A 26,262-nucleotide genomic window follows, 5' to 3' on the forward strand; every position below is an offset into this window, starting at 1 on the left:
AGGGGCGGCGTGTGAGCAATCCGGACAGCTTCATCGAGGAAGTCACCGAAGAGGTCCGCCGTGACCGCCTGTTCGGCCTGTTCCGCAAATACGGCTGGATCGGTGTCCTTCTGGTCCTTGGCATCGTCGGCGGCGCGGCCTGGAACGAATGGTCGAAATCCCGGGCCGAGGCGCGGGCCGAGGCTTTCGGCGACGCGCTGATCGACGCGCTCGATCTCGGCTCGCCCGAGGAGCGCCGCGCCGCGCTGGCCGCGATCCCGGCCGATGGCCAGCAGGGCGCGATCCTGAACCTGATCCTGGCCTCGGACCCCAAGGCCGACCAGCCCGCCACCCTTGCCGCGCTGGATGCGATCATCGCCGACGCCTCGCTGCCCGTCAGCTACCGCGACCTGGCCACGCTGCGCCGGGTGCTTGTGGCCGGGGCCGGGATGGAGCTGGCCGACCGCCGCAGCGCGCTGCAGGCCATCGCCGCGCCGGGGCGCCCCTATCGCACCCTGGCCGAGGAACAGCTTGCCTATCTCCTGATCGAGGAAGGCCAGACCGAGGCCGCGATCACCGCGCTGCAGGCGCTGATGCAGGACCAGGAAGCCTCGGGCGCCCTGAAGGCGCGGGCGGGGCAGGTGGTGACGGCGCTTGGCGGCACGCCGCCCGAGGCCTCGTCCGGCTGATGGCGAAGGACATGACGGAAGGAAGCTTGCAGGTGGCTGGCATGACGATCAGGCTGATGACGGGCGCGGCCCTGCTGGCGCTTCTGGCGGCCTGCGGGCCGAAGGAGCTGGTCCTTCCGGGCGAGCGTTTCCCGGTCCGCGCCGACCTTGACGCCTCGCGCCCGGTCGAGGGCGAGCCCGCCCCGACCGCCCCGGCCGAGCCCGGCAATACCAGCCTGGCGATCGCGCTGCCGGGGCAGAGCAACACCGGCGAATGGACCCATCGCGGCGGCAATGCCCGCCACCTGATGCCGCATGCCGCCCTCTCGCCCACGCCGCAGCGGGTGTGGAGCGCGAATATCGGCGCGGGCTCCAGCCGCAGGGCCCGCATCGCGGCGGCCCCGGTCGTCTCGGGCGGACGGGTGTTCACGATGGACGCGGGCTCGGTCGTGACCGCGACCTCGACGGGGGGCGGCACGCTGTGGTCGGCCGACCTGACCGCCAGCTTCGACAAGGGCGGCGGCGTCTCGGGCGGCGGGCTGGCGGCGGGCGAGGGGCGGCTTTACGCCACCACCACCTATGGCGAGGTGGTGGCGCTGGACGCGGCCTCGGGCCAGGTGATCTGGCGCCAGCGCGTGGATGCCCCGGTGACCGGCGCGCCGGCGACGGATGGCAGCGCGGTCTATGTCAGCGCCCGCGACGGCTCGGCCTGGGCGATCGACGCGAGGGACGGCAAGGTCCTCTGGCAGGTCGTCGGCACCCCCGGGGCGTCCGGCTATCTCGGCAGCGCGGCCCCCACGGTCGGCGACCGCGCGGTGATCTTCCCCTCGTCCGGGGGCGATCTGATGGCGGTGCTGAAGATCGGCGGCGGCAACAAGATCTGGCAATCCTCGCTGGCCGGCAAGCGGCTGGGCGCGGCCTATGCCCTGACCCCGGACGTGACGGCCGATGCGGTGATCGACGGCGGCACGCTCTATGCCGGCACCGGCTCGGGCCGGACGGTGGCGATGTCCTCCGCCTCGGGCGAGAAGATCTGGTCGGCGGGCGAGGGCGCGCTGGGCCCGGTCGCGGTGGCGGGCGGCTCGGTCTTCCTGGTCAACGACGAGGCCGAGCTGGTGCGCCTGGACGCCGCCACCGGCGCGGTGATCTGGTCGGTGCCGATGCCCTATTACACCAAGGAAAAGATCAGGAAGCGCAAGGGCATCTTCGCCCATTACGGCCCGGTCCTCGCGGGCGGGCGGGTGATGGTGGTGTCCTCCGACGGGTTGTTGCGCGCCTTCGATCCGGCCGACGGTTCGCTCACCTACACCGCCGAAATCCCCGGCGGGGCGGCCGCGCAGCCGGCCGTGGCGGGCGGCACGCTCTATGTCGTCGGCGGCAACGGGCAACTTCACGCTTTCCGATAGGGGCGAAGCCGTGTATCTGGGCGGCTTCGCGAAGCCTGGACGCAAGACATGACCTTCACCCTCGCCATCGTGGGCCGCCCGAATGTGGGCAAGTCGACGCTCTTCAACCGCCTCGTCGGCCGCAAGCTTGCGCTGGTCGACGACCAGCCCGGCGTGACCCGCGACCTGCGCGAGGGCGATGCGAAGCTTTTCGACCTGCGCTTCACCGTAATCGACACCGCGGGGCTGGAGGAGGTGACGGACGACAGCCTGCAAGGCCGGATGCGGCGGTTGACCGAGCGTGCCGTCGACATGGCCGATGTCTGCCTGTTCCTGATCGACGGCCGCGCCGGCGTCACCCCTTCGGACGAGGTCTTCGCCGACATCCTGCGCAAGAAGGCCGCCCGCGTCCTCCTCGGCGTGAACAAGGCCGAGGGCAAGGCGGGCGATTCCGGCGCGCTGGAGGCCTATTCGCTGGGCCTTGGCGAGCCGATCCGCCTCTCCGCCGAGCATGGCGAGGGGATGGACGATCTCTACCGCGCGCTGAAGCCCTTCGAGGAGGAATTCGCCCCCCGGGAAGCCGAGATGCTGCCGGAGACCGACACCGACATTTCGGAAGACGAGGCCGAGCTAGAGGCGGACGATCAGGCCCACAAGCCCACCGCCGCCAAGCCCCTGCAGATCGCCGTCATCGGCCGTCCCAACGCCGGAAAATCCACCCTGATCAACAAGATCCTCGGCACCGACCGGATGCTGACAGGGCCGGAGGCCGGGATCACCCGCGACGCGATCTCGGTCCGCGCCGACTGGCAGGGCACGCCGATCAGGATCTGGGACACCGCCGGGATGCGCAAGAAGGCCAAGGTGGTGGAGAAGCTGGAAAAGCTCTCCGTCGCCGACGGCCTGCGCGCCGTGCGCTTCGCGGAAGTAGTGGTCGTCCTGCTCGACGTGGAAATCCCCTTCGAGGTGCAGGACCTGCGCATCGCCGACTTCGCCGAAACCGAAGGCCGGGCGGTGGTGGTCGCAGTCAACAAATGGGACCTCGAGGACGACAAGCAGGAAAAGCTGGCCGAGCTGAAGGAGATGTTCGAGCGTCTGCTTCCCCAGCTTCGCGGTGCGCCGCTGGTTACGGTCAGTGCCAAGACGGGCAGGGGCCTTGACCGCCTGCACGACGCGATCCTGAAGGCGCATGACGTCTGGAACCGCCGCGTCCCCACGGCCAAGCTCAACTCCTGGCTCGGCGCGATGACCGAGGCGCATCCCCCGCCCGCCCCCGGTGGTCACCGGATCAAGCTGCGTTACATGACCCAGGCCAAGACCCGTCCGCCGGGCTTCGTGATCAAATGCTCGCGGCCCGACGAGCTGCCGGAGAGCTACAAGCGCTATCTGGTCAACGGGTTGCGCGACCATTTCGACATGCCGGGCACGCCGATCCGGCTGTTCCTGCGCTCACAGGGCGACCAGAACCCCTGGAAGGAACGCAAGTTCCACACACCCTCGCGGCTGCGCAAGCACAAGGAAAAGAATACCGGACAATGAACCTGTAGGGTGGGCAATCTGCCCACCACCCCGTCCTCACCCCATGTAACCTGAGCAGATTGCCCACCCTACCGGCGCCGGGCCACTACCGTAACCGCCCCCAGCATCACGACCGCGCCAGCCAGCGCCAGCCAGGCCACGGTCGCGTTCAGCCCCCAGTTCGCCACCGTGATCCCGACCAGCGCCCAGACCACCGCCGCGCCATATTCCGGCACCCGGCCCAGCCGCAGCTGCATCCCCGCCGCCAGAAGCAGAACCCCCAGAATACAGACCACCGCGCTCGCCGTGTCGGTCAGCCAGCCCAGCCCCGCCAGCGTAACGCCCGAGGCCGCTCCCGCCGCTGCCGTGACCCAGCCTGCCAGAAGCGCAATCGGCGGCATCAGCCAAAGCCGGTCCTCGCGCCCGGTTCGCAGCACGGCGGTCAGGGCCGCCCCCAGCATGATCAGGATCGTCACCGTCGCCGCCACCGGCTGATCCTCGGCCAGCGCAACCCATGTGATCCCCAGGACCAGCGCCGCCATCAGCGGCAGTCGCGGCCGGTCCCAGGCCGGAGCGTCGGCCCGGCGCAGCAAGCCATAACCCGCATGCAGGATCAGCCCGACATAGATCACCAGCCAGATCGAGAAGGCATAGCCCGCCGGCTGCACCGAGGGTCGCAGCACCTCTACCGGAAAATCCTCGGGGTCATAGCCGTCGAAGCTGGGCAGCATCAGCGGCGTCAGCGCGAAGAGGATCGCCAGGCACAGCAGGAAAACGGCACGCACGCGCATCGGGTCTCTCCTCGAAGGTCGGGCGAAAACGCCTGCCGCCTCAACGGGTTCCCGTCAGGCGAGCTGGCCCTCCGCCGTGATCCGGCCCTTGCCGCCAAGATAGGGCACCAGCGCCGAAGGCAAGGTCACGCTGCCATCCGCCTCCTGCCCGTTCTCCAGCACCGCGATCAGGCAGCGCCCCACGGCGAGGCCCGATCCGTTCAGCGTCGCCACGAACTCCGGCTTGCCGCCCGCCGGACGATAGCGCGCGTTCATCCGCCGCGCCTGGAACTGGCCGCAGGTCGAGACGCTGGAAATCTCGCGGAAGGTGTTCTGCCCCGGCAGCCAGACCTCCAGGTCATGCGTCTTCTGCGCGCCGAATCCCATGTCGCCGGTGCAGAGGACGATGGTCCGGTAGGGCAGGCCCAGCCGCTGCAGCACCGCCTCGGCGCAGCCGGTCATTCTTTCGTGTTCGGCCAGCGCGGTTTCCGGGGTGCAGATCGTCACCATCTCGACCTTCTCGAACTGGTGCTGCCGCAGCATCCCCGTGGTGTCCTTGCCTGCCGACCCGGCCTCGGACCGGAAGCAATGCGTGTGCGCGGTCAGCCGCAGGGGCAGGGCGGCCTCGTCCAGGATCTCGCCCGCGACCGAGTTGGTCAGCGTCACTTCCGAGGTCGGGATCAGCCACCAGCCGTTGGTGGTCTGATAGCTGTCCTCGGCGAATTTCGGCAGCTGGTTGGTGCCGTACATCGCCTCTTCCTTCACCAGGACCGGGGTCCAGGTCTCGGCGAGGCCATGCTCGCCGGTGTGCAGGTCCAGCATGAACTGCGCTAGCGCCCGATGGACGCGGGCCACCGCGCCGCGCAGGACGACGAAGCGGCTGCCCGAGAGCTTTGCAGCGGTGGCGAAGTCCAGGCCCCGCGCCGCGGGAATGTCGAAATGTTCCAACGGCTTGAACGCCATCTCGCGCGGCGTGCCCCAGCGGCGGATCTCGACGTTCGCGGTCTCGTCCGGCCCTTCGGGCACCTCGTCCAGCGCCATGTTCGGGATCCGCATCAGCGCGTCGCGCAGCATTGCGTCAAGCTTGTTGGCATTGTCGGTCAACTTGATCGCATCGTTCTTCCGCAACGTCACCAGATCGCGCAGGCGGTTGAACTCCGCTTCATCGCCACTTGCCTTGGCGACGCCTGCCGCTTTCGATGCGGTATTTTGCTCGGCAGCGGCGGTTTCGGCTGCCCGGATTTCGATGCGACGGCCCTCATCCATATCGAGAAGCTCCGCCGACATGGGCGCCAGCCCACGCCGCGCCAGCGCCGCGTCGAAGGCGGCGGGGTTTTCGCGGATGAAGCGGATATCGTGCATGGTCTGGCCCTCTGGAACGCTTACGCCGGCGCTTATGCCCGATTGCGGGGGCGGTGGGAAGGTGTCGGCAGAGGCCCCCGGAGCGCGCGCGCCCTCTGGCAATGGGGCGCGAAAGGCCTTACATGGGCGACAATCGAACGGGCCGCCCCATGCAGGGCCGCCCGCCCCGCAGGAAAGGATGCCCATGTTCGTCACTCCCGCCTTCGCCCAGGCCGCAGGTGCCCCCTCGTCCGGGGCCGCAATCGCGCAGTTCCTGCCGATCGTGCTGATCTTCGTGATCTTCTACTTCCTGCTCATCCGTCCGCAGCAGAAGAAGATGAAGGACCACCGCGCCATGGTCGAGGCGCTGCGGCGGGGCGACCAGGTCGTGACCTCTGGCGGGATCGTCGGCAAGGTCTCGAAGGTGCAGGAAGACGGCATGGTCGAGGTCGAGATCGCCGACGGCGTCAAGGTCAAGGTGATCCGGCACACGATCAGCCAGGTCCTGAACAAGACCGAACCGGCGGCGAGCTGAACCATGTCATCCACGGCGCTGTGGAAGCGCGGCCTGATCCTGATGATCTGCGCCTGGGGTATCCTGGCCGCAGTGCCGAACCTGTTCTATACGCGGGTCGAGCAGCATAACGACGCCGCGGCGGCCATCGCGGCCGCGGGCGGCACCGCGACCCCGGACCAGGCAGCGGCGCTGGCCGAATGGCCCGGCGTCCTGCCCTCGGCGCTGATGAACCTCGGCCTCGACCTGCGTGGCGGCGCGCATCTTCTGGCCGAGGTCCGGGTCGAGGACGTCTACAAGAGCCGGATCGACGCGCTCTGGCCCGAGGTGCGCGATGCCCTGCGCGGCTTGCGCGACCAGGTCGGCAACGTCCGCCGCGCGCCCTCGCCCGAGGGGGTGCTGCGGGTCACGATCGAGAATCCCGCAGGCATGGCCGCCGCGCTGGAGGCGGTGCGCGGCCTCGGCAGCAGCGTGGTCACCCTGACCGGCGTCGGCCAGAGCACGCTGGACGTCACCTCGCAGGACAGCGACATCATCGTCCAGCTCTCCGAGGCCGAGAAGCGCGCCACCGACGAGCGCACGATCCAGCAGTCGCTGGAGATCATCCGCCGCCGCGTCGACCAGGCCGGCACGCGCGAGCCGACGATCCAGCGCCAGGGCCAGGACCGGATCCTGATCCAGGTGCCCGGCATCGGCTCGGCGCAGGAGCTGAAGGACCTGATCGGCACCACGGCGAAGCTGACCTTCAACGCGGTCGTCAGCCGCACCACCGATGCCGGGGCGAAACCGGGGCCGCGCAACCTTCTTCTGCCTTCGGTGGACGAGAAGGGGGTCTACTACATCGTCGAGGAAAGCCCGGTCGTCTCGGGCGAGGACCTCGTGGATGCGCAACCCTCGTTCGACCAGAACAACAAGCCCTCGGTCAGCTTCCGCTTCGACACCACCGGCGCGCGCAAGTTCGGCGACTATACTGCCGCCAACATCGGCGCCCCCTTCGCCATCGTGCTGGACAACGAGGTGATCTCGGCCCCGGTGATCCAGAGCCACATTCCCGGCGGCTCGGGCATCATCACCGGCAGCTTCACGGTCGAGGAATCGACCAACCTCGCCATCCTTCTGCGCGCGGGGGCCCTGCCGGCCGAGATGAACTTCCTGGAAGAACGCACCATCGGGCCGGAACTCGGCCAGGATTCGATCGACGCAGGCAAGGCTGCGGGCCTGGTCGGCATGGTCGCGGTCGCGGTCTACATGATCGCCTCCTATGGCTGGTTCGGGATGATGGCGAACATCGCGCTCACCATCAACATCGCGCTGATCATGGCGGTGCTCTCGACCATCGGCGCGACGCTGACCCTGCCGGGGATCGCCGGGATCGTGCTGACCATGGGCATGGCGGTCGACGCCAACGTGCTGATCTACGAGAGGATGCGCGAAGAGCTGCGCGACGGCGGCAATCCGCGCCGCGCCATCGAGATGGGCTTCGAACGGGCCTTCTCGGCGATCATGGACTCGAACGTGACCGGGCTTCTGACGGCCGTCATCATGTTCTGGCTCGGCTCGGGCCCGGTGCGCGGCTTCGCCGTCACGCTGGGGCTGGGGATCCTGACATCCATGTTCACCGCCGTCTATGTGACGCGCTTCATCGTCGAGCTGTGGTTCGACCTGAGGCGGCCCAAGGCGATCGTGGTCTGACCGGAGGTATGTGAAAAATGGCCTGGCGCCTGCGGCTCGTCCCCGAAAAGACCAACATCGACTTCTTCAAGATCCAGTGGCTGACCTTCGGCTCCTCCATCGCGGCCATGGTCGCCTCGGTGGTGATCATTCTGGTCATGGGGCTGAACTTCGGCATCGACTTCCGGGGCGGCACCACGATCCGCACCGAATCGACCACCCCGGTGGATGTGGGCGCCTATCGCGAGGCGCTCTCGACCCTCGGCCTGGGCGATGTCTCGATCTCCGAGGTCTTCGACCCCGCCTTCCGCCCCGACCAGCATGTCTCGATGATCCGCATCTCGGCCCGTGAGGGCGAGGAGGCCGTCACCCCGGCCGTGATCGCCGAGGTCGAGACCGCACTGAAGACGGTCGATCCGGCGATCCTGTTTCCGGCCGTGGAATCGGTCGGGCCCAAGGTCTCGGAGGAGCTGATCACCTCGGCGCTGCTGTCGGTGCTGGCGGGCGCGGCGGGGATCCTGTTCTACGTCTGGGTCCGCTTCGAATGGCAGTTCGCTGTCGGCACCGTGGCGGCCCTGGTCCATGACGTGCTGGTGACGGTCGGGATCTTCTCGCTGTTCCAGATCAAGTTCGACCTGACCATCGTCGCGGCGCTGCTGACCATCCTCGGCTATTCGGTCAACGACACGGTGGTGATCTTCGACCGCCTGCGCGAGAACCTGGCGAAATACAAGCAGATGCCCCTGCGCGACCTGATGAACCTGACCACCAACGAGACGCTGTCGCGCACGATCATGACCGCGAGCACCACGCTGATCTCGCTGATCGTGCTGGTCTTCTTCGGCGGCGACGTGATCCGGGGCTTCGTCTTCGCGATGATCCTGGGCGTCATCCTGGGCAGCTATTCGACGCTCTACATGGCGAAGAACATCGTGCTGATGCTGGGGGTCGACCGGGGCGACAAGCCGAAGAAGTCGAACAAGGGCGAATTCGCCGACGTGGACGCCTGAGGGGGCCCGATGCGGCTGACCGAAGTCACCTATGGCAGCGCGATGCCGATCGAGGGCTACGGTCCCGGCTTCTTCCGCGTAGGCGGTCATGTCCTGCGCGGGCCCTGCCTGATCACCCCCTGGGACGCAGGCCCCTGGGGCGGGCTGGAGGATACGGCGGCCCCCCTGTCGCTGGCGGGCCGGATCGACGTGCTCTTCGTCGGCACCGGAGCGACGATCGCCCATGTGCCGCCGGACTTCCGCGCGGCGCTGGAGGGGCAGGGGATCGGGGTGGAGATCATGGCCTCGCCCACTGCCTGCCGCACCTACAACGTGCTTCTGGGCGAGGGGCGGCGGGTGGCGGTGGCGCTGCTGCCGGTGTGAGGCCAAAAGTTTTCGAAAACTTTTGCAAATTCCTTCGAAGGAATTTGGCCCCCGTCACCAATGTTGCGCCACATGCTGCCGGGCCTGGACCTTCCCCGGACACCGAACAACTGCGCGCGCCGACTTGACCATTCCCCTTTTCGCCCCGCCTTCCATGCGCTAGGCCTTGCCGCATGATACTGGAGACCACCGATCTTTCCGTCGCGCGCGGCGGGGTGACCGTCCTGGCCGGGCTGGGCTTTGCGGTCGGCGCCGGGCAGGCGCTGGTCCTGCGCGGGCCGAACGGTTCGGGCAAGACGACGCTTCTGCGCACGCTGGCGGGGCTGCAGCCGCCGGTCGCGGGGCGGGTCATGCTCTCGCCCGATGCCGTCGCCTATGCCGCCCATGCCGACGGGCTGAAATCCACCCTGACCGTGGCCGAGAACCTGGCTTTCTGGGCCAGCATCTACGGCGGCCCCCCGCCCGAGCGCGCCATCGCGGCGCTGGACCTTGCCGGCCTGATCCGCCGCCGGGCGGGCGAGCTTTCCGCCGGCCAGAAGCGCCGCCTCGGCCTGGCGCGTCTGCTGGTCACCGGCCGTCCGCTCTGGCTGCTGGACGAGCCGACGGTCAGCCTCGACGTGGCCTCGGTCGCGCTGTTCGCGGCGGTGGTGCGCGAGCATCTGCGGCAGGGCGGGGCGGCGGTCATCGCGACGCATGTCGACCTCGGCCTGCCCGAGGCGCGGATCCTCGACCTCGACCCCTATCGCACCCGGGTCCTGGCCCGCGACGGTTTCGACGAGGCTTTCGCATGATCCGTGGCACCTGTGTCCGCTGCCGGAGCCTTCGGCGGGAGTATCTGGAAAAAGCGCAAGGGGGCAGGGCATGAGGGCGCTTCTCATCCGCGACCTGCGGCTGGCCCTGCGTTCCGGCGGGGGCTTCGGGCTGGGGCTGGCCTTCTTCCTGATCCTTGCGGTCCTGGTGCCGCTGGGCGTCGGGGCCGAAGGCGGGACGCTGGGCCGGATCGCGCCCGGCATCCTCTGGGTCGGGGCGCTTCTGGCCTGCCTCCTGTCCCTGGACCGGATCTTCGCGCTGGACCACGAGGACGGCTCGCTCGATCTTCTCGCCACCTCGCCCCTGCCGCTGGAAGGGGCTGTGGCGATGAAGGCGCTGGCGCATTGGCTGGTGACGGGACTGCCGTTGACGCTGCTCGCCCCCGGCCTCGGCGTCCTGCTGAACCTTGCGCCCCCGGCCTATGGCTGGCTGGCCCTGAGCCTTGTTCTCGGCACGCCCACCCTGTCGATGGTCGGGGCCTTCGGCGCGGCGCTGACCGTGGGCCTGCGGCGCGGCGGGCTCCTCCTCAGCCTCCTCGTCCTGCCGCTTTACGTCCCGACCCTGATCTTCGGGGCCGAGGTCGTGCGCCGCGGCGCGGAGGGCATGGCGCTGGGCACGCCGCTTGCCCTGCTGGCCGCGATCAGCCTCGGTGCGGCCGCGCTGCTGCCCTTTGCCGCCGCGGCGGCGCTGCGCGTCAATTTGCGCTAGGTTTTCGCGCGATGGTGAGTTGAGAGATACCGGGGAACAGGATAGGCGGAGCCCATGTCGATCTGGGAATATGCGAACCCGAAGAAGTTCATGCAGACCTCGGCCTGGGCCTTGCCCTGGGCGGTGGCGCTGACCGTGGCGCTGCTCGTCACCGGCCTTGTCTGGGGCTTCTTCTTCACGCCCGACGATTACAAGCAGGGCTCGACCGTCAAGATCATCTACCTGCATGTGCCCTCGGCGATGATGGCGATCAATGCCTGGGCGATGATGCTGGTCGCCTCGATGATCTGGATCGTCCGCCGCCACCATGTTTCGGCGCTTGCCGCCAAGGCGGCCGCGCCGGTGGGGCTGACCTTCACCCTGATCGCGCTGGTCACCGGCGCGCTCTGGGGCCAGCCGATGTGGGGGACATGGTGGGCCTGGGATCCGAGGCTGACCTCGTTCCTGATCCTGTGCCTGTTCTACCTGGGCTATATCGCGCTCTGGTCCGCGATCGAGAACCCGGACACCGCCGCCGACCTGACCTCGATCCTCTGCCTCGTCGGTTCGGTCTTCGCGCTGCTCTCCCGCTATGCGGTGAACTTCTGGAACCAGGGGCTGCACCAGGGGGCCTCGCTGTCGCTGGACAAGGAGGAGAACGTGGCCGACGTGTTCTGGCTGCCGCTCCTGGTCTGCATCGCGGGCTTCATCCTGCTGTTCATCACCATGGTCCTGATGCGCACCAGGACCGAGATCCGCCAGCGCCGCCTGCAGGCGCTTCTGGCGCGCGAGAGGGTGGCGTGATGCCGGAACTGGGGAAATACGCGGGCGCGGTGATCGGCTCCTATGTGCTGGCGGCGCTGTTGATCGCGGCGCTGGTGGGGCTGTCGCTCTGGCAGGCGGCGCGGGTCAAGCGCGCGCTGGCCGAGGTCGAGGCGCGGCAGGGGGAGAAGTGATGCTTAGGTGGCTTCTGATGCTGCCGCTGGTGCTGTTCTTCGGCATGGCGGGGCTGTTCTATTTCGGCATGTATCGCGACAATCCGGGCGAGCTGCGTTCCGTCCTGATCGGGCGCGAGGCCCCGGCGCTGCCTGCCACCGGCCTGCCGGAGGTGCCGGTCCTGACCGATGCCGACCTGCGCACGGGCGAGGTGACGGTGCTGAACTTCTGGGCCACCTGGTGCCCGCCCTGCCGGGCCGAGCATCCGGTCCTGCTGGAGATGGCCGGTCGCGGGATCCGCGTGGCCGGGGTCAACATGATGGATGACGACGCCAAGGCCACCGCCTATCTGGCCGAGGAGGGCAATCCCTTCCTGGGCGTCGCCACCGATCCGAACGGTCGCAACCGGGTGGAATGGGGCGTCACCGCCCCGCCCGAGACCTTCATCATCGACGGTGAGGGCAAGGTCCTGTTCCGCTTCGTCGGGCCGCTGGTCGGGACGGACTACGAGGCGCGCTTCGTGCCCGAGCTGGAAAAGGCGCTCGCCGGTCGGGGCTGAGCTTGTGCCCAACCGGAAAGAAAAACCCCGGCCCTCGGGCCGGGGTTTCTCGTTTCACGGGCGAAGCCTTCACTGCGCCGCGAGGTTGCGCAGGACGTAGTGCAGCACGCCGCCGTTCTCGACGTATTCGACCTCGATCTCGGTGTCGATCCGGCACTTGATCTGGATCGTCTTCTCGGTCCCGTCGGCATAGCGGATGGTGCAGGGCACGAGGCTGAGCGGCTTCAGGTCGCCCTCCAGCCCGCCGATCGACACCACCTCGTCGCCCTTCAGGCCCAGCGTCTTGCGAGTCTCTCCGGGCAGGAACTCGAACGGGATCACACCCATGCCGACGAGGTTGGAGCGGTGGATGCGCTCGAAGGATTCGGCGATCACCGCCTTCACGCCGAGGAGCGCGGTGCCCTTGGCCGCCCAGTCGCGGCTGGAGCCGGCGCCGTATTCGATGCCCCCGAAGATCACCAGCGGCGTGCCGGCCGCCTGATAGGCCATCGAGGCGTCGTAGATCGAGGTCTGCGCCCCGTCCGGGCCCTTGGTATAGCCGCCTTCCACGCCGTCCAGCATCTCGTTGCGGATGCGGATGTTGGCGAAGGTGCCGCGCATCATCACCTCGTGGTTGCCGCGCCGGGCGCCGTAGGAGTTGAACTCGGACACCGGCACCTGGCGGTCGGTCAGGTATTTCCCGGCCGGGGTGGTGGCCTTGAAGCTGCCTGCGGGCGAGATGTGGTCGGTGGTGATCATGTCGCCCAAGAGCGCCAGCACCCGTGCCCCGGTGATGTTGCTGATCACCCCCGGCGCTTTCGACATGCCCTGGAAATAGGGCGGGTTCTGGATATAGGTCGAACTTGCGGGCCAGTCGTAGGTCTCGGCCTCGGTGATCTCGACGCCCTGCCATTTGGCGTCGCCCTTGAAGACATCGGCGTATTTCTTCTGGAACGCCTCGCGCGTGACGACCGCATGGACGATGTCGGCGATCTCCTTGTTCGACGGCCAGATGTCCTTGAGGAACACGTCCTTGCCGTCCGGGGTCTGGCCGATCGGGTCGCGGGTCAGGTTGATGTTCAGATCCCCGGCGATGGCATAGGCCACGACCAGGGGCGGCGAGGCGAGGTAGTTCGCCCGCACGTCGGGCGAGATCCGGCCCTCGAAGTTGCGGTTGCCCGACAGGACGGCGGTCGCCACCAGATCGCCCCCGGCGATGGCGGCGGAGATCTCGGGTTGCAGCGGGCCCGAGTTGCCGATGCAGGTGGTGCAGCCATAGCCGACGAGGTTGAAGCCGACGGCGTCCAGATCCGCCTGCAGGCCCGCGGCGTCAAGGTATTCGCTGACGACCTGCGACCCGGGGGCGAGCGAGGTCTTGACCCAGGGCTTGCTGGTCAGGCCGAGCGCGCGCGCCTTGCGCGCCACCAGGCCGGCGCCGATCATCACATAGGGGTTCGAGGTGTTGGTGCAGGAGGTGATCGCCGCGATCACCACCGAGCCGTCGGTCAGGGTGAAGTCCCGGCCCTCGACGCTGACGACCCGGCGCGGGTCCTTTGCGGGCGGCACCGGGGCAGGGCCTTCGGCGGCCATGGCCTGCGCGGCGGGGGTCACGTCGATGCCGCGATAATCCGCCACGGTCTTGTAGAAGGCGCGGGCGGCATCGGTCAGCGGCAGATAGTCCTGCGGCCGCTTCGGGCCCGAGATCGCCGGGACGATCTCGCCCATGTCGAGATGCAGCGTCGAGGTGTAGATCGGATCGTAATCCTCGCCGCGCCACATGCCGTTGGCCTTGGCATAGGCCTCGACCAGCGCGATGCGGGCCTCGTCCCGGCCGGTGTTGCGCAGGTAGCGCAGGGTCTCGTTGTCGATCGGGAAGAAGCCGCAGGTCGCGCCATATTCCGGGGCCATGTTGGCGATGGTCGCCCGGTCGGCCAGCGGCAGGCGGTCCAGCCCCTCGCCGTAGAATTCGACGAACTTGTTCACCACGCCATGCTTGCGCAGCATCTGCACGACCTTGAGCACGAGGTCGGTCGCGGTGGTGCCCTCGACCATCTCGCCGGTCAGCTTGAAGCCCACGACCTCGGGGATCAGCATCGAGACCGGCTGGCCCAGCATCGCCGCCTCGGCCTCGATCCCGCCGACGCCCCAGCCCAGGACGGCAAGGCCGTTGACCATGGTGGTGTGGCTGTCGGTGCCGACGAGGGTGTCGGGATAGGCCACCGGCTCGCCGTTCTGGTCGGTGTCGGTCCAGACCGTCTGCGCCAGGTATTCAAGGTTCACCTGGTGGCAGATGCCGGTGCCGGGCGGCACGACGCGGAAGTTGTCGAACGCCTTCTGGCCCCATTTCAGGAAGACGTAACGCTCCATGTTCCGCTCGTATTCGCGGTCCACGTTCATCTGGAAGGCGCGGGGATGGCCGAATTCGTCGATCATCACCGAATGGTCGATGACCAGGTCCACCGGCGACAGCGGGTTGATCTTCTGGGCATCGCCGCCGAGGCCCTTGATCCCGTCGCGCATCGCGGCGAGGTCGACGACCGCCGGCACGCCGGTGAAATCCTGCATCAGCACGCGCGCCGGGCGATAGGCGATCTCGATCGGATTCCTGCCCGCGTTCTTGCCCCAGTCCGAAAAGGCCTTGATGTCATCGACGGTGACCGTCTTGCCGTCCTCGAAGCGCAGCATGTTCTCCAGCACCACCTTCAGGCTGGCGGGGAGTTTCGAGAATTCGCCCAGACCCGCAGCCTCGGCGGCGGGGATCGAATAGTAGTTGACGCTCTGCCCGCCCGCGGTCAGGGTCTTGCGGGTGCGGCTCTGGTCGTGTCCGACGGTGACGGTCATGGTGGCTCCTTTAAGCGAAGGCGGCTGCTGCGCGTCATTGTATGCAATTGTATGCCGAATATCCAGCCCCGGATTTCATCACGGTGACGAACTCTCGCAAAACCTTGATTGGCTCGGGCCCATGGGCATCCTTATAACGGCACAGGGGTTCACGGGATCAGGATAGGCGACATGCGACATTACGTCAGCGCCGTTTGCGGCCTCTGGCTGGCGGCGGTGGCCCCCGTCCAGGCAGAGCCGGTGGTGGTGGTCGAGCTTTTCACCTCCCAGGGATGTTCCGCCTGCCCTCCGGCCGACGAATTCGTGGCGATGCTGGCCTCGGACCCCCGGATCCTGCCCCTGGCGCTGCATGTCGATTACTGGGACTATATCGGCTGGGCCGACAAGTTCGCGCATCCGAAATTCACCGACCGGCAGCGGGCCTATGCCAGGGCGGCGGGCTCGCGCACGATCTACACGCCGCAGCTGATCATCGGCGGCCGGGACCGGATCGAGGGATTCGCGCCGGAAGAGACGGCCGACCGGCTGCGCGCGCATCTGGCCGAAGGTTCGCCGGTGCGGTTGAGCGTGACGCGCCAGGGCGATCTTCTGGTGATCCATGCCGAGGCCGACCCGCCCCTGACCGAGCCGGTGCGGGTGCAGCTTGTCCGCTACAAGCCGGCCGAGACGGTGACGATCGAGCGCGGCGAGAATGCCGGGCGGACGATCACCTACACCAATATCGTGACCTCCTGGGAGGGCCTGGGCGACTGGGGCGGGCAGGAACCGCTGGAGTTGACGGCGGCCTTCGCCGGTCAGGAGCCGGGCGCCGTGATCGTCCAGGGCGCGGGACCGGCGACGATCCTGGCCGCTGCCCGGGTGGAGTGAGGCGGACGGCCAGGGTGGGTGAATCACCCACCCTACACCCGCGCCCTGCCTTTCCAGCGGCGGTGGATCCAGAACCATTGCCCCGGATGGGCGCGCACCCGCTCCTCCAGCGCGGCCGTCACCTGCCGCATCATCGTCTCGGGATCGCCGTGCGGGACGGGGGCGTCCAGCTCGACCCGGAAGTCCAGCCCGCCCGGCTGGCGGATCGCGAAGAAGGGGATCAGCTCCGCCTTGAGCCGCAGCGCCAGTTCCGCCGCCGACAGCGCCGTGCGCGCCGGCCGGCCGAGGAAGGGCAGCGCCGCCCCCGTCGGCACGTCCTGATCGAAGAGCAGCACCAGCTGCCCCCCCGTCTTCAGGTGGCGCACGAACCCGGCCGTTCCGGCGCGGCCCTGCGGAAAGACCGGGCCGCCGAAGGCCTCCATCGTGCGCACATAATGTGCGTTGAAATAGCGGTTGCGCAGGTTGCGGTAGAGGCCGCCGATCTCGAACCCACGCGCCACCAGCGAGGCCCGCGCCGCCTCGTAATTGCCGAAATGGCCCGAGACCAGGATCACCGGCCGCCCCTCGTCGCGCGCGGCGATCAGGGCGGCATAGCCCGGCCCCTGCGGCTCGGTCGCGGCGGCGCGGGCCTGGAAGGCGGTGGTGGAGTAGTTCTCGATCAGCGTGCGGCCGGCATTGTCCAGGGAGGCATCCGCGATGGCGTTGCGCTCGGCCTCGGGCCGGTCGGGCCAGATCAGCGCGAGATTCGCCCGCGCCCGCTCGCGGTAGCCGGCCAGCGGACCCACCACCCGCCGCACCAGCCAGCCGCCGAAGCCCACCCGCCAGCGGTAGGGCAGCGCCAGCGCCAGCCCGATCAGCCCGCGGGCGGCGAGGTTCACCAGGAAATGGTCAAGCCGGAATGGCGGGCGGTCGTCAGCTTCGGTCGACATCGGGGCCTGGGGCGCGCGCGCCTCTCGTTTCGCGGTGCCAGACATAAAGTCCCGCGCCCACGATCACAAGCGCGCCGATCACCGTCCAGCGGTCGGGCCACTGGTCGAAGAGGACCACGCCCCAGAAGGCCGCGAAGACGATGCCGAGATAGGCGAAGGGGGCAACCACGCTCGCCTCGGTGATCGAGAAGCTGCGGATGATGCAAAGCTGCGCCCCGGTGCCGAGGCAGGCGATCAGCCCGAAGCGCCACAGGTCGGTGGCGGCGATCGGTTGCCAGACGAGGGGCAGCGCCGCCCCGGCAACGATGGTGCCGAACAGCGCGGCATAGACCATCGAGGCCCAGACGCTTTCCTGCGCGCCGATCTTCCGGGTCAGAAGCGCCGAGGTGGCATAGGACAGGGCGCAGCAGACCGGCAGCAGCGCCCACCAGGTGAAGACGCCCGCCCCCGGCCGGATCACGATCATCGCGCCGGCCAGCGCCACGACGACGCCCGCGATGCGGCGCGGACCCAGCCGCTCGCCCAGGAAGAGCGCGGCGCCCAGCGTGATCAGCACCGGGTTCAGGTCGGCGATCGCCGTGGCCTCGGCCAGGCCGACATGGGGCAGCGAGAGGAAGAAGAAGGTCGTCGCCCCGAACTGCGAGGCCGAGCGCCAGAAATGCAGCGCCGGGAACCGCGTGCGCAGGACCGGCCCGAGCCGCGGCCCGAGGATCGCCAGCACCAGCGCCAGTTGCCCGGCAAAGCGCACCCAGATCACCTGCGGCGCGGGATAGCGCCCGATCAGGCCCTTGGCGGTGGCATCCATCGCGGTGAACAAGAGGATCGCCGCGATCATCAGCGCCACGCCGCGCGAGACGGAGGAGGGGGGGAGAGGGTGCATCCGGCGGAGGCTAGGGGCGGCGCGCGGCGATGGAAAGGGGGAAAGTGCCCGTGTCGTTTCGGTCACGAGCTGCGGAATTCGCATATGTCCATTCGGCGGACGCCTCGGCAACGGGGAACCGGAGGTGTATTCAAATGTCATGATTGCCACCCGAAGGGATAGGACAGCCATGAAACATACCGTCATGATCGCGGCCCTTGCCGCGCTTGCAAGCCCGGCCGTCGCCGGCGGTATCGCCGAGCCGGTCGTCGAAGCGCCGGTCGAAGTCGCGGCGGCTCCGGCCCCCGGCATGGATTGGACAGGCTTCTACGCAGGTCTGTCGGTTCTGCGGGGGACAGCCAGCGATGACGGCGGCGTGACCGAAACCGACACTGAGGGGTTCGGTGCCCAGATCGGCTATCTGCGCGATCTCGGGACTTTCGTGGTTGGCGGCGAACTTGCCCATGTCAGCGGCGATTTCGACGCGTTCCTGTCGGACGACTGGACCTCGACGCGCCTCAAGCTGATCGGCGGCTATGATGCCGGCCGGCTGCTGCCCTATGCCTTTGTCGGCCTGTCGCAGTACGAGGTCGACTCCGTGACCGATTATTCCGATACCGTGACCATCTATGGTCTGGGCGCGAAGATCGCCCTGACCGACAAATTCCATGCCGGTCTGGAATATGTGGTCGAGAACAAGGACAATTACGACGACAGCGGCATCGACGCCGAAAACGCCGACCTGTCGCTGCGTCTCGACTACCGCTTCTGATCCGGAGGGGGCCGTCACCGGCGGCCCCTTACTCCTCTTCCTGCTGGATCAGGGCGATCTCGCCCGAGGCTTCCAGCCCGCGGATCGCGTTGACGATGGCGTTCATCGCCTCCTCGGCCTCCTTGTCCTTGATCTTGCCGCGTGCCCCCATCTCCTCGCGCAGGCCCTGGGCCAGGCGTTGCGAGATATTGGCCAGGATGAACTCGGCCGCCGCCTCAAGTTCGGGCTTGCCCTGGGCGCCCGCGAAGGCGGTGACCAGTTGGGCCTGCTCGACCAGCCGGGTGATCTTCGGCACGTCGCGCGGCGGGACGCGGTCGGGGATGTGGACGAAGGTGAAGATCGCCTTGCGCACCTCGGCGGCGAAGGCGGCATCCTCGGCCTCCAGCCCCTGCAGAACGTCGTCCCGGGTCAGCGCGGGCGAGACGTTCAGGATCGCCCCCACCCGCTGCACCGGCGCGGTCTCGAAGGCGCGGGAGGGCTGGTTGTCAAGCTCGGCCAGAAGCGCATGGCCGATGCGGCGCACGGTCTCGGGGTCGACGTTGCCGGTCATCGACACCGCATAGGCCACCCGCCGCGCCCGGTCGCCGGGCAGCTTGCCCAGGAGGTCCGCCGCCCGCGCCACCGGCAGTTTCGAGAGCATCACCGCCCCCACTTCCACCGCCTCGTCGGTCAGGATCGGCAGCAGCCGCTCCACCGGCAGGGTCACGATCCGCTCCCAAGGGTCGCCCTTCGCGGTTGCCCCCGCCATCCGCCGCAGCCGCGTCGCCGCCGATTGCGAGATATGGCCGTCCATCATGTTCAGCGCCCCCTCGATCCCGCCGGGGAAGGCGAGGCCGACCGATTCCAGTTCGGACAGGAACTCCCCCACCACCCCGTCCAGGGTGGTGCGGTCGACCAGGCGCATCTGGCCCATCTGTTCGGCAAGGGCGGCCTGCATCTGCTCGGGCAGCGAGGCGAGCGGCAATGCGGCGCCTTCTGTCAGAAGGTAGCGCACGATGATCGCCGCCTTGGCCCGCGGCGTCAGCATCCGGCGTGCGTCGGGGCCGGTGATCGACAGCGCCCGGCGCGCAGGCGCGATGCGGGCGAGGGGGACAAGGTCCTGGGTCATGCGGGGCGGCTCCGAATCTCTCCGGTCCAGCCTCGCAGCCGCGGGTTAACGCGGGCTTATCCGCCTCAGCTCGACGTTGCCGCCGTGCAGGTCGCGGTCGCCGCATCCCAGACATAGCCCGGCATGCAGGAGGCCGCGGTCTCCTCCTTCACCTTGTCATGGCAGCCGTTGGCAAAGGCCGGCGCCACCGAGAGGGCCAGCGCGGTGAGGGTCACTGCGATCTTCATGGTCGTCCTCCTGTCGGTATTGCTTACCGAAAGGTAGCACGGGCCGCGCGCAATCAAGCGTGAAATCTCGCGGCCCGGCGGAGTCACTTCCCGAAGACGCGGGCGAAGATCGTGTCGACGTGCTTGGTATGGTAGCCGAGGTCGAACTTCTCCTCGATCTCGGCCGGCGAGAGGGCCGCCGTGACCTCGGGATCGGCCAGAAGCTCGGTCTTGAAGTCGGCGCCCTTCTCCCAGACTTTCATCGCGTTGCGCTGCACCAGGCGGTAGCTGTCCTCGCGGCTGACGCCGGCCTGCGTCAGCGCCAGCAGCACGCGCTGCGACATGACCAGCCCCTTGAACTTGTTCATGTTCTTCAACATGTTCTCGGGGTAGACCACCAGCTTTTCGACCACGCCCGCCAGCCGGTGCAGCGCGAAGTCCAGCGTGATCGTGGCATCCGGCCCGATCATCCGCTCGACGCTGGAATGGCTGATGTCGCGCTCATGCCAGAGGGCCACGTTCTCCAGCGCCGGGACCACGGCCATGCGGACCAGCCGCGCAAGCCCGGTCAGGTTCTCGGTCAGCACCGGGTTGCGCTTGTGCGGCATCGCGGAGGAGCCTTTCTGGCCGGGCGAGAAGAACTCCTCGGCCTCCAGCACCTCGGTGCGCTGCATGTGGCGGATCTCGATCGCCACGTTCTCGATGCTCGAGGCGATCACCCCCAGCGTCGCGAAGAACATCGCATGCCGGTCGCGCGGGATCACCTGGGTGCTGATCGGCTCGGGCGAAAGGCCCAGCATCTTGCAGACATGCTCCTCGACCGCCGGGTCGATGTTGGCGAAGGTGCCGACCGCGCCAGAGATCGCGCCGGTCGCCACCTCGGCCCGCGCCGCGACCAGCCGCGCGCGGTTGCGCGCCATCTCGGCGTAGAAGCGGGCGAAGGTCAGGCCCATCGTGGTCGGCTCGGCATGGATGCCGTGGCTGCGGCCGATCCGCAGCGTGTCCTTGTGCTCGAAGGCGCGCGCCTTCAGCGCCGCCAGCACCCGGTCGACGCCCTTCAGGAGAAGGTCCGCCGCCCGCACCAGCTGGATGTTCAGCGTGGTGTCCAGCACGTCCGAGGAAGTCATCCCCTGATGCACGAAGCGCGCGTCCTCGGCGCCGACATGCTCGGCCAGATGGGTCAGGAAGGCGATCACGTCATGCTTGGTCACGGTCTCGATCTCGTCGATCCGGGCCACGTCGAAGGTCACGTCCTTCGCCCGCCAGACCGCCTCGGCATTGGCCTTGGGGATCACGCCGAGGGCGGCCTGGGCGTCGCAGGCGTGGGCCTCGATCTCGAACCAGATCCTGAAGCGGGTTTCCGGGGACCAGATCGCCACCATCTCGGGGCGGGAATAGCGCGGGATCATCGGGGACCTCTGGACTGGGAAAGTTGCCGCCCCTTACGCCGCAGGGCCAGGGGGCGCAAGCCGAAGGCGCGCAAAACCCTGCCTGGCCCCTTGATGCCGCCGCAGTCGCGGGGTTGAAGGGCGGGCGCAGGGCCTCTAACAGGGGCCGCCCGGCCGGGGCAGGCCGGGACCGGGCGAGAGTGGGTGGCGACATGGGGAACGAACATCCGATCTGGACCGCGCTGGTCAGGATCGCACTGGTGCTGACGATCATCCCGCTGGCGGCGGGCTATCTGGGCTGGCTGCATCCCCTGGGCGATTCGCTGGCCGTGGGCCGGGGCTATGCCGCCGGGGCGCTGGCGCTGCTGGCGCTGGTCGCGGGACTGTCCGGGCTGCAGATGGCGGCCTTCGGCTCTACCCTGCTGGCGCTGGTGACCGGCGCGCAGGTGGCGCTTGCCTTCCTCTGGCCGGGTCCGCCGGGGGTGTTCCTGCTTTACCAGAAGAACGTGTGGCAGGCGAATGCCGAACTGACCGCGCTGGCCGACGACATCGGCGCCACCCGGCCGCTGGCGGTGACGCTGCAGGAGGTGACGGAGCCCAACCTCGCGCTCCTGCAGGCGCTGAAGGCCGATTATCCGGGCCAGCTCTATTGTCCGGAGGGCGGCAGCGGCGGCAATGCGGTGCTGACGCGCCTGCCGGTGGTGCCGGGCAGCGAGACCTGCGCCCCCGGCCTCGCCGCGCTGCGGATCGAATTCGCCGAGCGCGAGGTCTGGATCGTCTCGATCCACCTGTCCTGGCCCTGGCCGAGCGACCAGGCGGGCCATGTGGCGCAGCTTCTGCCGGTGCTGGCCGGGCTCGACGGGCCGGTCCTGATGGCGGGGGATTTCAACATGGTGGGCTGGGCCAATGCGGTGCGGCGCCTGGCGGCGGCGGCAGGGGTCGTGCAGGCCGGCCCGACCGGCGGCACCTACCTCGGGTTCGGCCGGCTGATGCACCTGCCGATCGACCATGCCTTCGCCCCGGACGGCGGCCGGATCACCCTGCGCCCGGCCTTCGGTTCCGACCACCTGGGCCTGCTGGCCGAACTCGAGCCCTGACGCGGTCGGACTGCGGGAGCAGGCTCGTCGATGACTTCGTCACTCCTCGCGGGCGTCTTCGACGAGGAGACGAAGTCGAACGAGGAGGAGGTCCCGCAAGCCCCTCCCACGCCTGCCACAGGCGCGGGGGCAGCCGGAGCATCCTTTCCGGAAGATTGACGCCCGAAGGCAACATATCGATATTCCAGCGCCTTGATCTTCGATCCACCGTGGACAGCGACGGAAAAGGGCGCCCGAAGGCGCCCTTTCGCATCCCTGGCCCCAGGGCTCAGCAGGAGTAGTACATCTGGTACTCGACCGGGTGGGGGGTATGCTCGTAGGCGTAGACCTCCTCCCATTTCAGCGCCATGTAGCTTTCCAGCTGGTCGCGGGTGAAGACGTCGCCCGCCAGCAGGAAGTCCATGTCCTTCTCCAGCTCCTCCAGCGCCTCGCGCAAGGAGCCGCAGACGGTCGGGATCTCGGCCAGCTCTTCGGGCGGCAGGTCGTAGAGATCCTTGTCCGAAGCCGGGCCGGGGTCGATCTTGTTGCGGATGCCGTCAAGGCCGGCCATCAGCAGCGCCGCGAAGCACAGGTAGGGGTTGGCCGACGGATCGGGGAAGCGGGCCTCGACGCGCTTGGCCTTCGGGCTCTCCGTCCACGGGATCCGCACGCAGCCCGAGCGGTTGCGGGCCGAGTAGGCGCGCAGGACCGGGGCCTCGAAGCCGGGGATCAGGCGCTTGTAGCTGTTGGTGCCGGGGTTGGTCAGCGCGTTCAGCGCCTTGGCATGCTTCAGGATGCCGCCGATGAACCACAGGGCCTCCTGGCTCAGGTCGGCATATTTGTCGCCCGAGAACAGGGGCTTGCCGTTCTTCCAGATCGACATGTTGACGTGCATGCCGCTGCCGTTGTCGCCCTTCATCGGCTTTGGCATGAAGGTCACGGTCTTGCCGTAGGCATGCGCCACGTTGTGGATCACGTACTTGTACTTCTGCATGTTGTCGGCCTGCTCGACCAGACCGCCGAAGATCATGCCGAGTTCGTGCTGGCAGGTCGCGACCTCGTGGTGGTGCTTGTCGACGCGCATCCCCATCCGCTTCATGGTCGAGAGCATCTCGCCGCGGATGTCCTGGGCCTCGTCGATCGGGTTCACCGGGAAGTAACCGCCCTTGTGGCCCGCGCGGTGGCCATAGTTGCCGCCCTCGGTCACGGTGTCGGTGTTCCAGGCGGCGGCCTCGGCGTCGATCTCGTAGGCCACCTTGCGCGGCGTGACCGAGTAGCGGACGTCGTCGAACAGGAAGAACTCGGCCTCCGGCCCGCAGTAGAAGGCATCGCCGATGCCGGAGGACTTGAGGTAGGCCTCGGCCTTCAGCGCGATCTGGCGCGGGCAGCGCGAATACGCCTCGCCGGTGTCGGGCTCGACCACGTTGCAATGCACGGCCAGGGTCTTTTCCGCGTAGAACGGGTCGATGTAGACCGAGGTCGCATCCGGCATCAGCTTCATGTCGGACTGGTCGATCGACTTCCAGCCCGCGATCGACGAGCCGTCGAACATGAAGCCTTCCTCGAAGAAATCCTCGTCGATCAGGTCGACGATCATGGTCACATGCTGGAGCTTGCCCTTGGGGTCGGTAAAGCGGACATCGACATATTCGATCTCCTCGTCCTTGATCAGTTGCAGTGCCTTGGCAACGGCGCTCATCTGACGGCCTTTCGGTTTGGGGGTTGATGGGTGGCCTTGGGGCCGGGGTTCGGACAAGCCCAAAATTTTTCTAGAAAAATTTTGGGCCTGGGTCAGACGGCATCGTCGCCGGTCTCGCCGGTGCGGATGCGGATGGCCTGTTCCACGGGGGTGACGAAGATCTTGCCGTCGCCGATCTTGTCGGTGCGCGCGGCCGAGACGATCGCCTGGATGGCGGCGTCGACCATGTCATCGGTCAGCACGACCTCGATCTTCACCTTGGGCAGGAAATCGACGACATATTCGGCGCCGCGATAAAGCTCGGTATGGCCCTTCTGGCGGCCGAAGCCCTTGACCTCGGTGACCGAGAGGCCCTGGATCCCGGCCTCCTGAAGCGCCTCCTTCACCTCGTCCAGCTTGAACGGCTTGATGATCGCTTCGACTTTCTTCATGGGCCGGCTCCCGCGGTTTTCGTCTTTGCCTCTCTCACCACTTCCCCGCAGGGGGGACAATGTGACAGGCTCTCGCCATGCGCTTCGCCGGAGGGATTCCTGCGGATGCGCCCAAAATTTGTGCAACGCGCCTGCAGGGCGGGCGATCTGGGAACTGTGGTGCCGGCGAAATGACCGAACTCCTGACCGCGGCGCAGATGCGGGCCGTCGAGGCGGCGGCGATTGCCGGTGGCGAGGTCACCGGCCTGGAGCTGATGGAACGCGCCGGGCGGGGGGTGGTCGAGGCGATCTTCGAGGAATGGCCGGAGCTGCGCGCGACCTCGCACCGGGCGGTGGTCCTCTGCGGACCGGGCAACAACGGCGGCGACGGGTTCGTGGTGGCGCGGCTGCTGAGGGAATGGGGCTGGGAGGTGGAGGTCTTCCTCTACGGCGACCCTTCGAGGCTGCCGCCCGATGCAAGGGTGAACTATGAGCGGTGGCGGGGGATGGGAGAGGTGGGGGAGCTGACCGAGCGGTCGTTTCGTGCCCCGCATCCCGTTCACGGCAACGCCTGCGCCGACCTCTACGTCGATGCTATCTTCGGCACCGGGCTGACGCGCCCGCCAGAGGGCGATCTGGCGAGTTTTCTGCGCCATCTTGGAGGCTATGGGGGCGAGCACTATCCTCGGCTTGTCGCAATAGATGCGCCGTCTGGCCTTTGTCTCGACAGCGGGAAGATGTTGATCGCGGGTTGGGCTCGACCATCCGCCGCCCTCACCGTCACGTTCGACTGCCTCCGAGCCGGTCATTTCCTCAATGAAGGGCCTGATCACTGTGGCCGCGTTGTCGTCAAAGACATTGGCGTCGGCCCCTGGAGGCGCATGCAAGATCCCGTAAGGATGCGTGGGCACTGGATCGGCTCTCTGCGCCGCGTGACGCTTTCGCTGGTGGGTCCGGTAAAGTCGAGCGGCGCTGCTTTCGAATACCAACCCGGCGCACTGCCTACGTATATCCTGGGCAAGAAGGGCTGGGTCGAAGCGCGGAACGCCCACAAATACTCCCACGGCCACGCCCTCATCCTCTCCGGCCCCTCCGGCCGCGGTGGGGCGGCGCGGCTTTCGGCGCGAGGGGCCTTGCGGATCGGGGCGGGGGTGGTGACGGTGGGCTGTCCGCCGGAAGCCATCGCGGAGAACGCCGCCCGCCTGGACGCGGTGATGCTGCGGGGGGTGGCGGATGACGACGCCCTCGCCGGGGTGCTGGAGGATGGGCGGATCAACGCGCTCTGTCTGGGGCCGGGGATGGGGACCGGGGAGCGGGAGGCGGGATTGGTGGCCGTGGCGTTGGGGAGTCGGGGGGGGGGGGGGGGCGGGGCGGGGGGGGGGGGGGGGGCCCCCCCCGACTCGTCCTCGACGCCGATGCGCTGACGATCCTCTCGCAAACCCCCGACCTTTTCGCCGCCCTGCATGAAGGATGCGTCCTCACCCCCCACGCCGGGGAGTTCGCGCGCCTCTTCCCCGACATCGCGGCGAAACTCGCCGCCCCCGCCACCAAAGGCCCCGCCTATTCCAAGGTCGACGCCACCCGCGAGGCCGCCGCCCGTGCAGGCTGCGTGGTCCTCTACAAGGGCCCGGACACGGTGATCGCCGACCCCGCGGGGCGCTGTGCGATCAACTCCGCCCACTACGAGCGCGCTGCGCCCTGGCTTGCCACCGCCGGATCCGGCGACGTGCTGGCGGGGTTCATCGCCGGGCTTCTGGCGCGCGGGTTCAGCCCCTTCGATGCCGCCTGCACCGGGGCCTGGCTGCATGTGGAATGCGCGCTGTCCTTCGGGCCGGGGCTGATCGCGGAGGACTTGGCCGAGGAATTGCCGAAGGTGTTCCGGGCGTTGGGCGTGTAGCGGTGCGCTGTAGCGCACCC

At 68.3% G+C, this 26,262-nt stretch carries 25 protein-coding genes and 1 pseudogene; 16 read left to right on the forward strand and 10 right to left on the reverse strand.

The genetic code is table 11. The annotated features are described in order from the left end of the window. The first annotated feature begins 11 nt into the window (after nt 1–11). The 3 genes from I7S92_RS06870 to der are packed head-to-tail and all read left to right on the forward strand — an operon-like array spanning nt 12 to nt 3,571. The gene (locus tag I7S92_RS06870; protein WP_197642751.1) at nt 12–668 is read left to right on the forward strand and encodes a hypothetical protein; all 657 of its coding nucleotides are present in this window, start codon (nt 12–14) and stop codon (nt 666–668) included. A gap of 41 nt (nt 669–709) precedes the next feature. Beyond that, a complete protein-coding gene (locus I7S92_RS06875; protein WP_197642752.1) occupies nt 710–2,053 on the forward strand; it encodes an outer membrane protein assembly factor BamB family protein in 1,344 nt (447 codons plus the stop codon). A gap of 48 nt (nt 2,054–2,101) precedes the next feature. Continuing rightward, nucleotides 2,102–3,571, forward strand: coding sequence for a ribosome biogenesis GTPase Der (der, locus tag I7S92_RS06880; RefSeq protein ID WP_197642753.1), 1,470 nt, complete (start codon nt 2,102–2,104; stop codon nt 3,569–3,571). A 68-nt stretch (nt 3,572–3,639) separates the two neighbouring features. Here der and I7S92_RS06885 read toward each other — a convergent pair whose 3' ends face one another. Together I7S92_RS06885 and serS are read right to left on the reverse strand one after the other, a co-directional pair. After that, complete coding sequence (locus tag I7S92_RS06885) at nt 3,640–4,341, reverse strand: TspO-related membrane protein (protein WP_197642754.1); 702 nt, start codon at nt 4,339–4,341, stop codon at nt 3,640–3,642. 54 nt (nt 4,342–4,395) lie between these two features. Continuing rightward, complete coding sequence (serS, locus tag I7S92_RS06890) at nt 4,396–5,682, reverse strand: serine--tRNA ligase (RefSeq protein WP_197642755.1); 1,287 nt, start codon at nt 5,680–5,682, stop codon at nt 4,396–4,398. Nucleotides 5,683–5,866: 184 nt separating this feature from the next. Here serS and yajC point away from each other — a divergent pair, with 184 nt between their 5' ends. From yajC to I7S92_RS06935, 9 genes are all read left to right on the forward strand, one after another. Next, nucleotides 5,867–6,196, forward strand: a complete 330-nt coding sequence (gene yajC / locus I7S92_RS06895; RefSeq protein WP_197642756.1) for a preprotein translocase subunit YajC — start codon at nt 5,867–5,869, stop codon at nt 6,194–6,196. Nucleotides 6,197–6,199: 3 nt separating this feature from the next. Continuing rightward, nucleotides 6,200–7,867, forward strand: a complete 1,668-nt coding sequence (gene secD / locus I7S92_RS06900; RefSeq protein ID WP_197642757.1) for a protein translocase subunit SecD — start codon at nt 6,200–6,202, stop codon at nt 7,865–7,867. Nucleotides 7,868–7,884: 17 nt separating this feature from the next. Next, nucleotides 7,885–8,856: a protein translocase subunit SecF gene (gene secF / locus I7S92_RS06905; protein ID WP_197642758.1), complete on the forward strand. Its 972-nt coding sequence runs from the start codon at nt 7,885–7,887 to the stop codon at nt 8,854–8,856. A gap of 9 nt (nt 8,857–8,865) precedes the next feature. Beyond that, nucleotides 8,866–9,219: an Mth938-like domain-containing protein gene (locus I7S92_RS06910; RefSeq protein WP_197642759.1), complete on the forward strand. Its 354-nt coding sequence runs from the start codon at nt 8,866–8,868 to the stop codon at nt 9,217–9,219. A gap of 173 nt (nt 9,220–9,392) precedes the next feature. Continuing rightward, on the forward strand, nt 9,393–10,010 hold the full coding sequence (gene ccmA / locus I7S92_RS06915) for a heme ABC exporter ATP-binding protein CcmA (protein ID WP_197642760.1): 618 nt from the start codon (nt 9,393–9,395) through the stop codon (nt 10,008–10,010). A 70-nt stretch (nt 10,011–10,080) separates the two neighbouring features. Then, a complete protein-coding gene (ccmB, locus tag I7S92_RS06920) occupies nt 10,081–10,737 on the forward strand; it encodes a heme exporter protein CcmB (protein ID WP_197642761.1) in 657 nt (218 codons plus the stop codon). A 54-nt stretch (nt 10,738–10,791) separates the two neighbouring features. Next, on the forward strand, nt 10,792–11,520 hold the full coding sequence (locus I7S92_RS06925; RefSeq protein WP_197642762.1) for a heme ABC transporter permease: 729 nt from the start codon (nt 10,792–10,794) through the stop codon (nt 11,518–11,520). Further along, nucleotides 11,520–11,672: a heme exporter protein CcmD gene (gene ccmD, locus I7S92_RS06930; RefSeq protein WP_206761020.1), complete on the forward strand. Its 153-nt coding sequence runs from the start codon at nt 11,520–11,522 to the stop codon at nt 11,670–11,672. The genes I7S92_RS06925 and ccmD overlap by 1 nt, the downstream gene beginning before the upstream one ends. Then, the gene (locus I7S92_RS06935; protein WP_197642764.1) at nt 11,672–12,211 is read left to right on the forward strand and encodes a DsbE family thiol:disulfide interchange protein; all 540 of its coding nucleotides are present in this window, start codon (nt 11,672–11,674) and stop codon (nt 12,209–12,211) included. Before ccmD ends, I7S92_RS06935 begins: the two co-directional genes overlap by 1 nt. Nucleotides 12,212–12,280: 69 nt before the next feature. On the opposite strand, the gene acnA is transcribed toward I7S92_RS06935, so the two are convergent. Beyond that, nucleotides 12,281–15,031: an aconitate hydratase AcnA gene (gene acnA, locus I7S92_RS06940; RefSeq protein WP_197642765.1), complete on the reverse strand. Its 2,751-nt coding sequence runs from the start codon at nt 15,029–15,031 to the stop codon at nt 12,281–12,283. Between the two features lie 171 nt (nt 15,032–15,202). Here acnA and I7S92_RS06945 point away from each other — a divergent pair, with 171 nt between their 5' ends. After that, entirely contained in the window at nt 15,203–15,898 is a 696-nt protein-coding gene (locus I7S92_RS06945; protein WP_197642766.1) for a DUF1223 domain-containing protein, read from the forward strand. 32 nt (nt 15,899–15,930) lie between these two features. Here the strand turns inward: I7S92_RS06945 and I7S92_RS06950 are convergent, their stop codons facing one another. Both I7S92_RS06950 and I7S92_RS06955 read right to left on the reverse strand, forming a co-directional pair. Then, nucleotides 15,931–16,827, reverse strand: coding sequence for a lysophospholipid acyltransferase family protein (locus I7S92_RS06950; RefSeq protein ID WP_197642767.1), 897 nt, complete (start codon nt 16,825–16,827; stop codon nt 15,931–15,933). Continuing rightward, nucleotides 16,811–17,707: a DMT family transporter gene (locus tag I7S92_RS06955; RefSeq protein ID WP_197642768.1), complete on the reverse strand. Its 897-nt coding sequence runs from the start codon at nt 17,705–17,707 to the stop codon at nt 16,811–16,813. The genes I7S92_RS06950 and I7S92_RS06955 overlap by 17 nt, the downstream gene beginning before the upstream one ends. A gap of 184 nt (nt 17,708–17,891) precedes the next feature. On the opposite strand from I7S92_RS06955, the gene I7S92_RS06960 reads away from it, so the two are divergent. Next, entirely contained in the window at nt 17,892–18,458 is a 567-nt protein-coding gene (locus I7S92_RS06960) for an outer membrane protein (RefSeq protein WP_197642769.1), read from the forward strand. A 28-nt stretch (nt 18,459–18,486) separates the two neighbouring features. Here the strand turns inward: I7S92_RS06960 and I7S92_RS06965 are convergent, their stop codons facing one another. From I7S92_RS06965 to purB, 3 genes are all read right to left on the reverse strand, one after another. After that, nucleotides 18,487–19,566: a flagellar motor switch protein FliG gene (locus I7S92_RS06965; RefSeq protein WP_197642770.1), complete on the reverse strand. Its 1,080-nt coding sequence runs from the start codon at nt 19,564–19,566 to the stop codon at nt 18,487–18,489. A 65-nt stretch (nt 19,567–19,631) separates the two neighbouring features. Next, a complete protein-coding gene (locus I7S92_RS06970; protein ID WP_197642771.1) occupies nt 19,632–19,793 on the reverse strand; it encodes a hypothetical protein in 162 nt (53 codons plus the stop codon). An 83-nt stretch (nt 19,794–19,876) separates the two neighbouring features. Further along, nucleotides 19,877–21,181: an adenylosuccinate lyase gene (purB, locus tag I7S92_RS06975; protein WP_197642772.1), complete on the reverse strand. Its 1,305-nt coding sequence runs from the start codon at nt 21,179–21,181 to the stop codon at nt 19,877–19,879. Between the two features lie 191 nt (nt 21,182–21,372). On the opposite strand from purB, the gene I7S92_RS06980 reads away from it, so the two are divergent. Beyond that, nucleotides 21,373–22,257 (forward strand): endonuclease/exonuclease/phosphatase family protein, encoded by an 885-nt coding sequence (locus I7S92_RS06980; RefSeq protein WP_197642773.1) that lies wholly within the window; start codon nt 21,373–21,375, stop codon nt 22,255–22,257. A 268-nt stretch (nt 22,258–22,525) separates the two neighbouring features. Here the strand turns inward: I7S92_RS06980 and glnA are convergent, their stop codons facing one another. Then, nucleotides 22,526–23,935, reverse strand: a complete 1,410-nt coding sequence (gene glnA / locus I7S92_RS06985) for a type I glutamate--ammonia ligase (RefSeq protein ID WP_197642774.1) — start codon at nt 23,933–23,935, stop codon at nt 22,526–22,528. A 92-nt stretch (nt 23,936–24,027) separates the two neighbouring features. Beyond that, complete coding sequence (locus tag I7S92_RS06990; protein WP_197642775.1) at nt 24,028–24,366, reverse strand: P-II family nitrogen regulator; 339 nt, start codon at nt 24,364–24,366, stop codon at nt 24,028–24,030. Between the two features lie 170 nt (nt 24,367–24,536). Here I7S92_RS06990 and I7S92_RS06995 point away from each other — a divergent pair. Beyond that, nucleotides 24,537–26,242: pseudogene (locus tag I7S92_RS06995) on the forward strand (NAD(P)H-hydrate dehydratase). Nucleotides 26,243–26,262 lie beyond the last annotated feature (20 nt).

This window comes from Tabrizicola soli (genome assembly GCF_015999335.1).
In the GTDB taxonomy this organism is placed as follows: domain Bacteria; phylum Pseudomonadota; class Alphaproteobacteria; order Rhodobacterales; family Rhodobacteraceae; genus Tabrizicola; species Tabrizicola soli.

Coding starts and splice junctions, on each gene's coding strand:
- I7S92_RS06875 (WP_197642752.1), top strand. CDS start 710: ATGACGATCAGGCTGATGACGGGCGCGGCCCTGCTGGCGCTTCTGGCG.
- der (WP_197642753.1), top strand. CDS start 2,102: ATGACCTTCACCCTCGCCATCGTGGGCCGCCCGAATGTGGGCAAGTCG.
- I7S92_RS06885 (WP_197642754.1), bottom strand. CDS start 4,341: ATGCGCGTGCGTGCCGTTTTCCTGCTGTGCCTGGCGATCCTCTTCGCG.
- serS (WP_197642755.1), bottom strand. CDS start 5,682: ATGCACGATATCCGCTTCATCCGCGAAAACCCCGCCGCCTTCGACGCG.
- yajC (WP_197642756.1), top strand. CDS start 5,867: ATGTTCGTCACTCCCGCCTTCGCCCAGGCCGCAGGTGCCCCCTCGTCC.
- secD (WP_197642757.1), top strand. CDS start 6,200: ATGTCATCCACGGCGCTGTGGAAGCGCGGCCTGATCCTGATGATCTGC.
- secF (WP_197642758.1), top strand. CDS start 7,885: ATGGCCTGGCGCCTGCGGCTCGTCCCCGAAAAGACCAACATCGACTTC.
- I7S92_RS06910 (WP_197642759.1), top strand. CDS start 8,866: ATGCGGCTGACCGAAGTCACCTATGGCAGCGCGATGCCGATCGAGGGC.
- ccmA (WP_197642760.1), top strand. CDS start 9,393: ATGATACTGGAGACCACCGATCTTTCCGTCGCGCGCGGCGGGGTGACC.
- ccmB (WP_197642761.1), top strand. CDS start 10,081: ATGAGGGCGCTTCTCATCCGCGACCTGCGGCTGGCCCTGCGTTCCGGC.
- I7S92_RS06925 (WP_197642762.1), top strand. CDS start 10,792: ATGTCGATCTGGGAATATGCGAACCCGAAGAAGTTCATGCAGACCTCG.
- ccmD (WP_206761020.1), top strand. CDS start 11,520: ATGCCGGAACTGGGGAAATACGCGGGCGCGGTGATCGGCTCCTATGTG.
- I7S92_RS06935 (WP_197642764.1), top strand. CDS start 11,672: ATGCTTAGGTGGCTTCTGATGCTGCCGCTGGTGCTGTTCTTCGGCATG.
- acnA (WP_197642765.1), bottom strand. CDS start 15,031: ATGACCGTCACCGTCGGACACGACCAGAGCCGCACCCGCAAGACCCTG.
- I7S92_RS06945 (WP_197642766.1), top strand. CDS start 15,203: ATGCGACATTACGTCAGCGCCGTTTGCGGCCTCTGGCTGGCGGCGGTG.
- I7S92_RS06950 (WP_197642767.1), bottom strand. CDS start 16,827: ATGTCGACCGAAGCTGACGACCGCCCGCCATTCCGGCTTGACCATTTC.
- I7S92_RS06955 (WP_197642768.1), bottom strand. CDS start 17,707: ATGCACCCTCTCCCCCCCTCCTCCGTCTCGCGCGGCGTGGCGCTGATG.
- I7S92_RS06960 (WP_197642769.1), top strand. CDS start 17,892: ATGATCGCGGCCCTTGCCGCGCTTGCAAGCCCGGCCGTCGCCGGCGGT.
- I7S92_RS06965 (WP_197642770.1), bottom strand. CDS start 19,566: ATGACCCAGGACCTTGTCCCCCTCGCCCGCATCGCGCCTGCGCGCCGG.
- I7S92_RS06970 (WP_197642771.1), bottom strand. CDS start 19,793: ATGAAGATCGCAGTGACCCTCACCGCGCTGGCCCTCTCGGTGGCGCCG.
- purB (WP_197642772.1), bottom strand. CDS start 21,181: ATGATCCCGCGCTATTCCCGCCCCGAGATGGTGGCGATCTGGTCCCCG.
- I7S92_RS06980 (WP_197642773.1), top strand. CDS start 21,373: ATGGGGAACGAACATCCGATCTGGACCGCGCTGGTCAGGATCGCACTG.
- glnA (WP_197642774.1), bottom strand. CDS start 23,935: ATGAGCGCCGTTGCCAAGGCACTGCAACTGATCAAGGACGAGGAGATC.
- I7S92_RS06990 (WP_197642775.1), bottom strand. CDS start 24,366: ATGAAGAAAGTCGAAGCGATCATCAAGCCGTTCAAGCTGGACGAGGTG.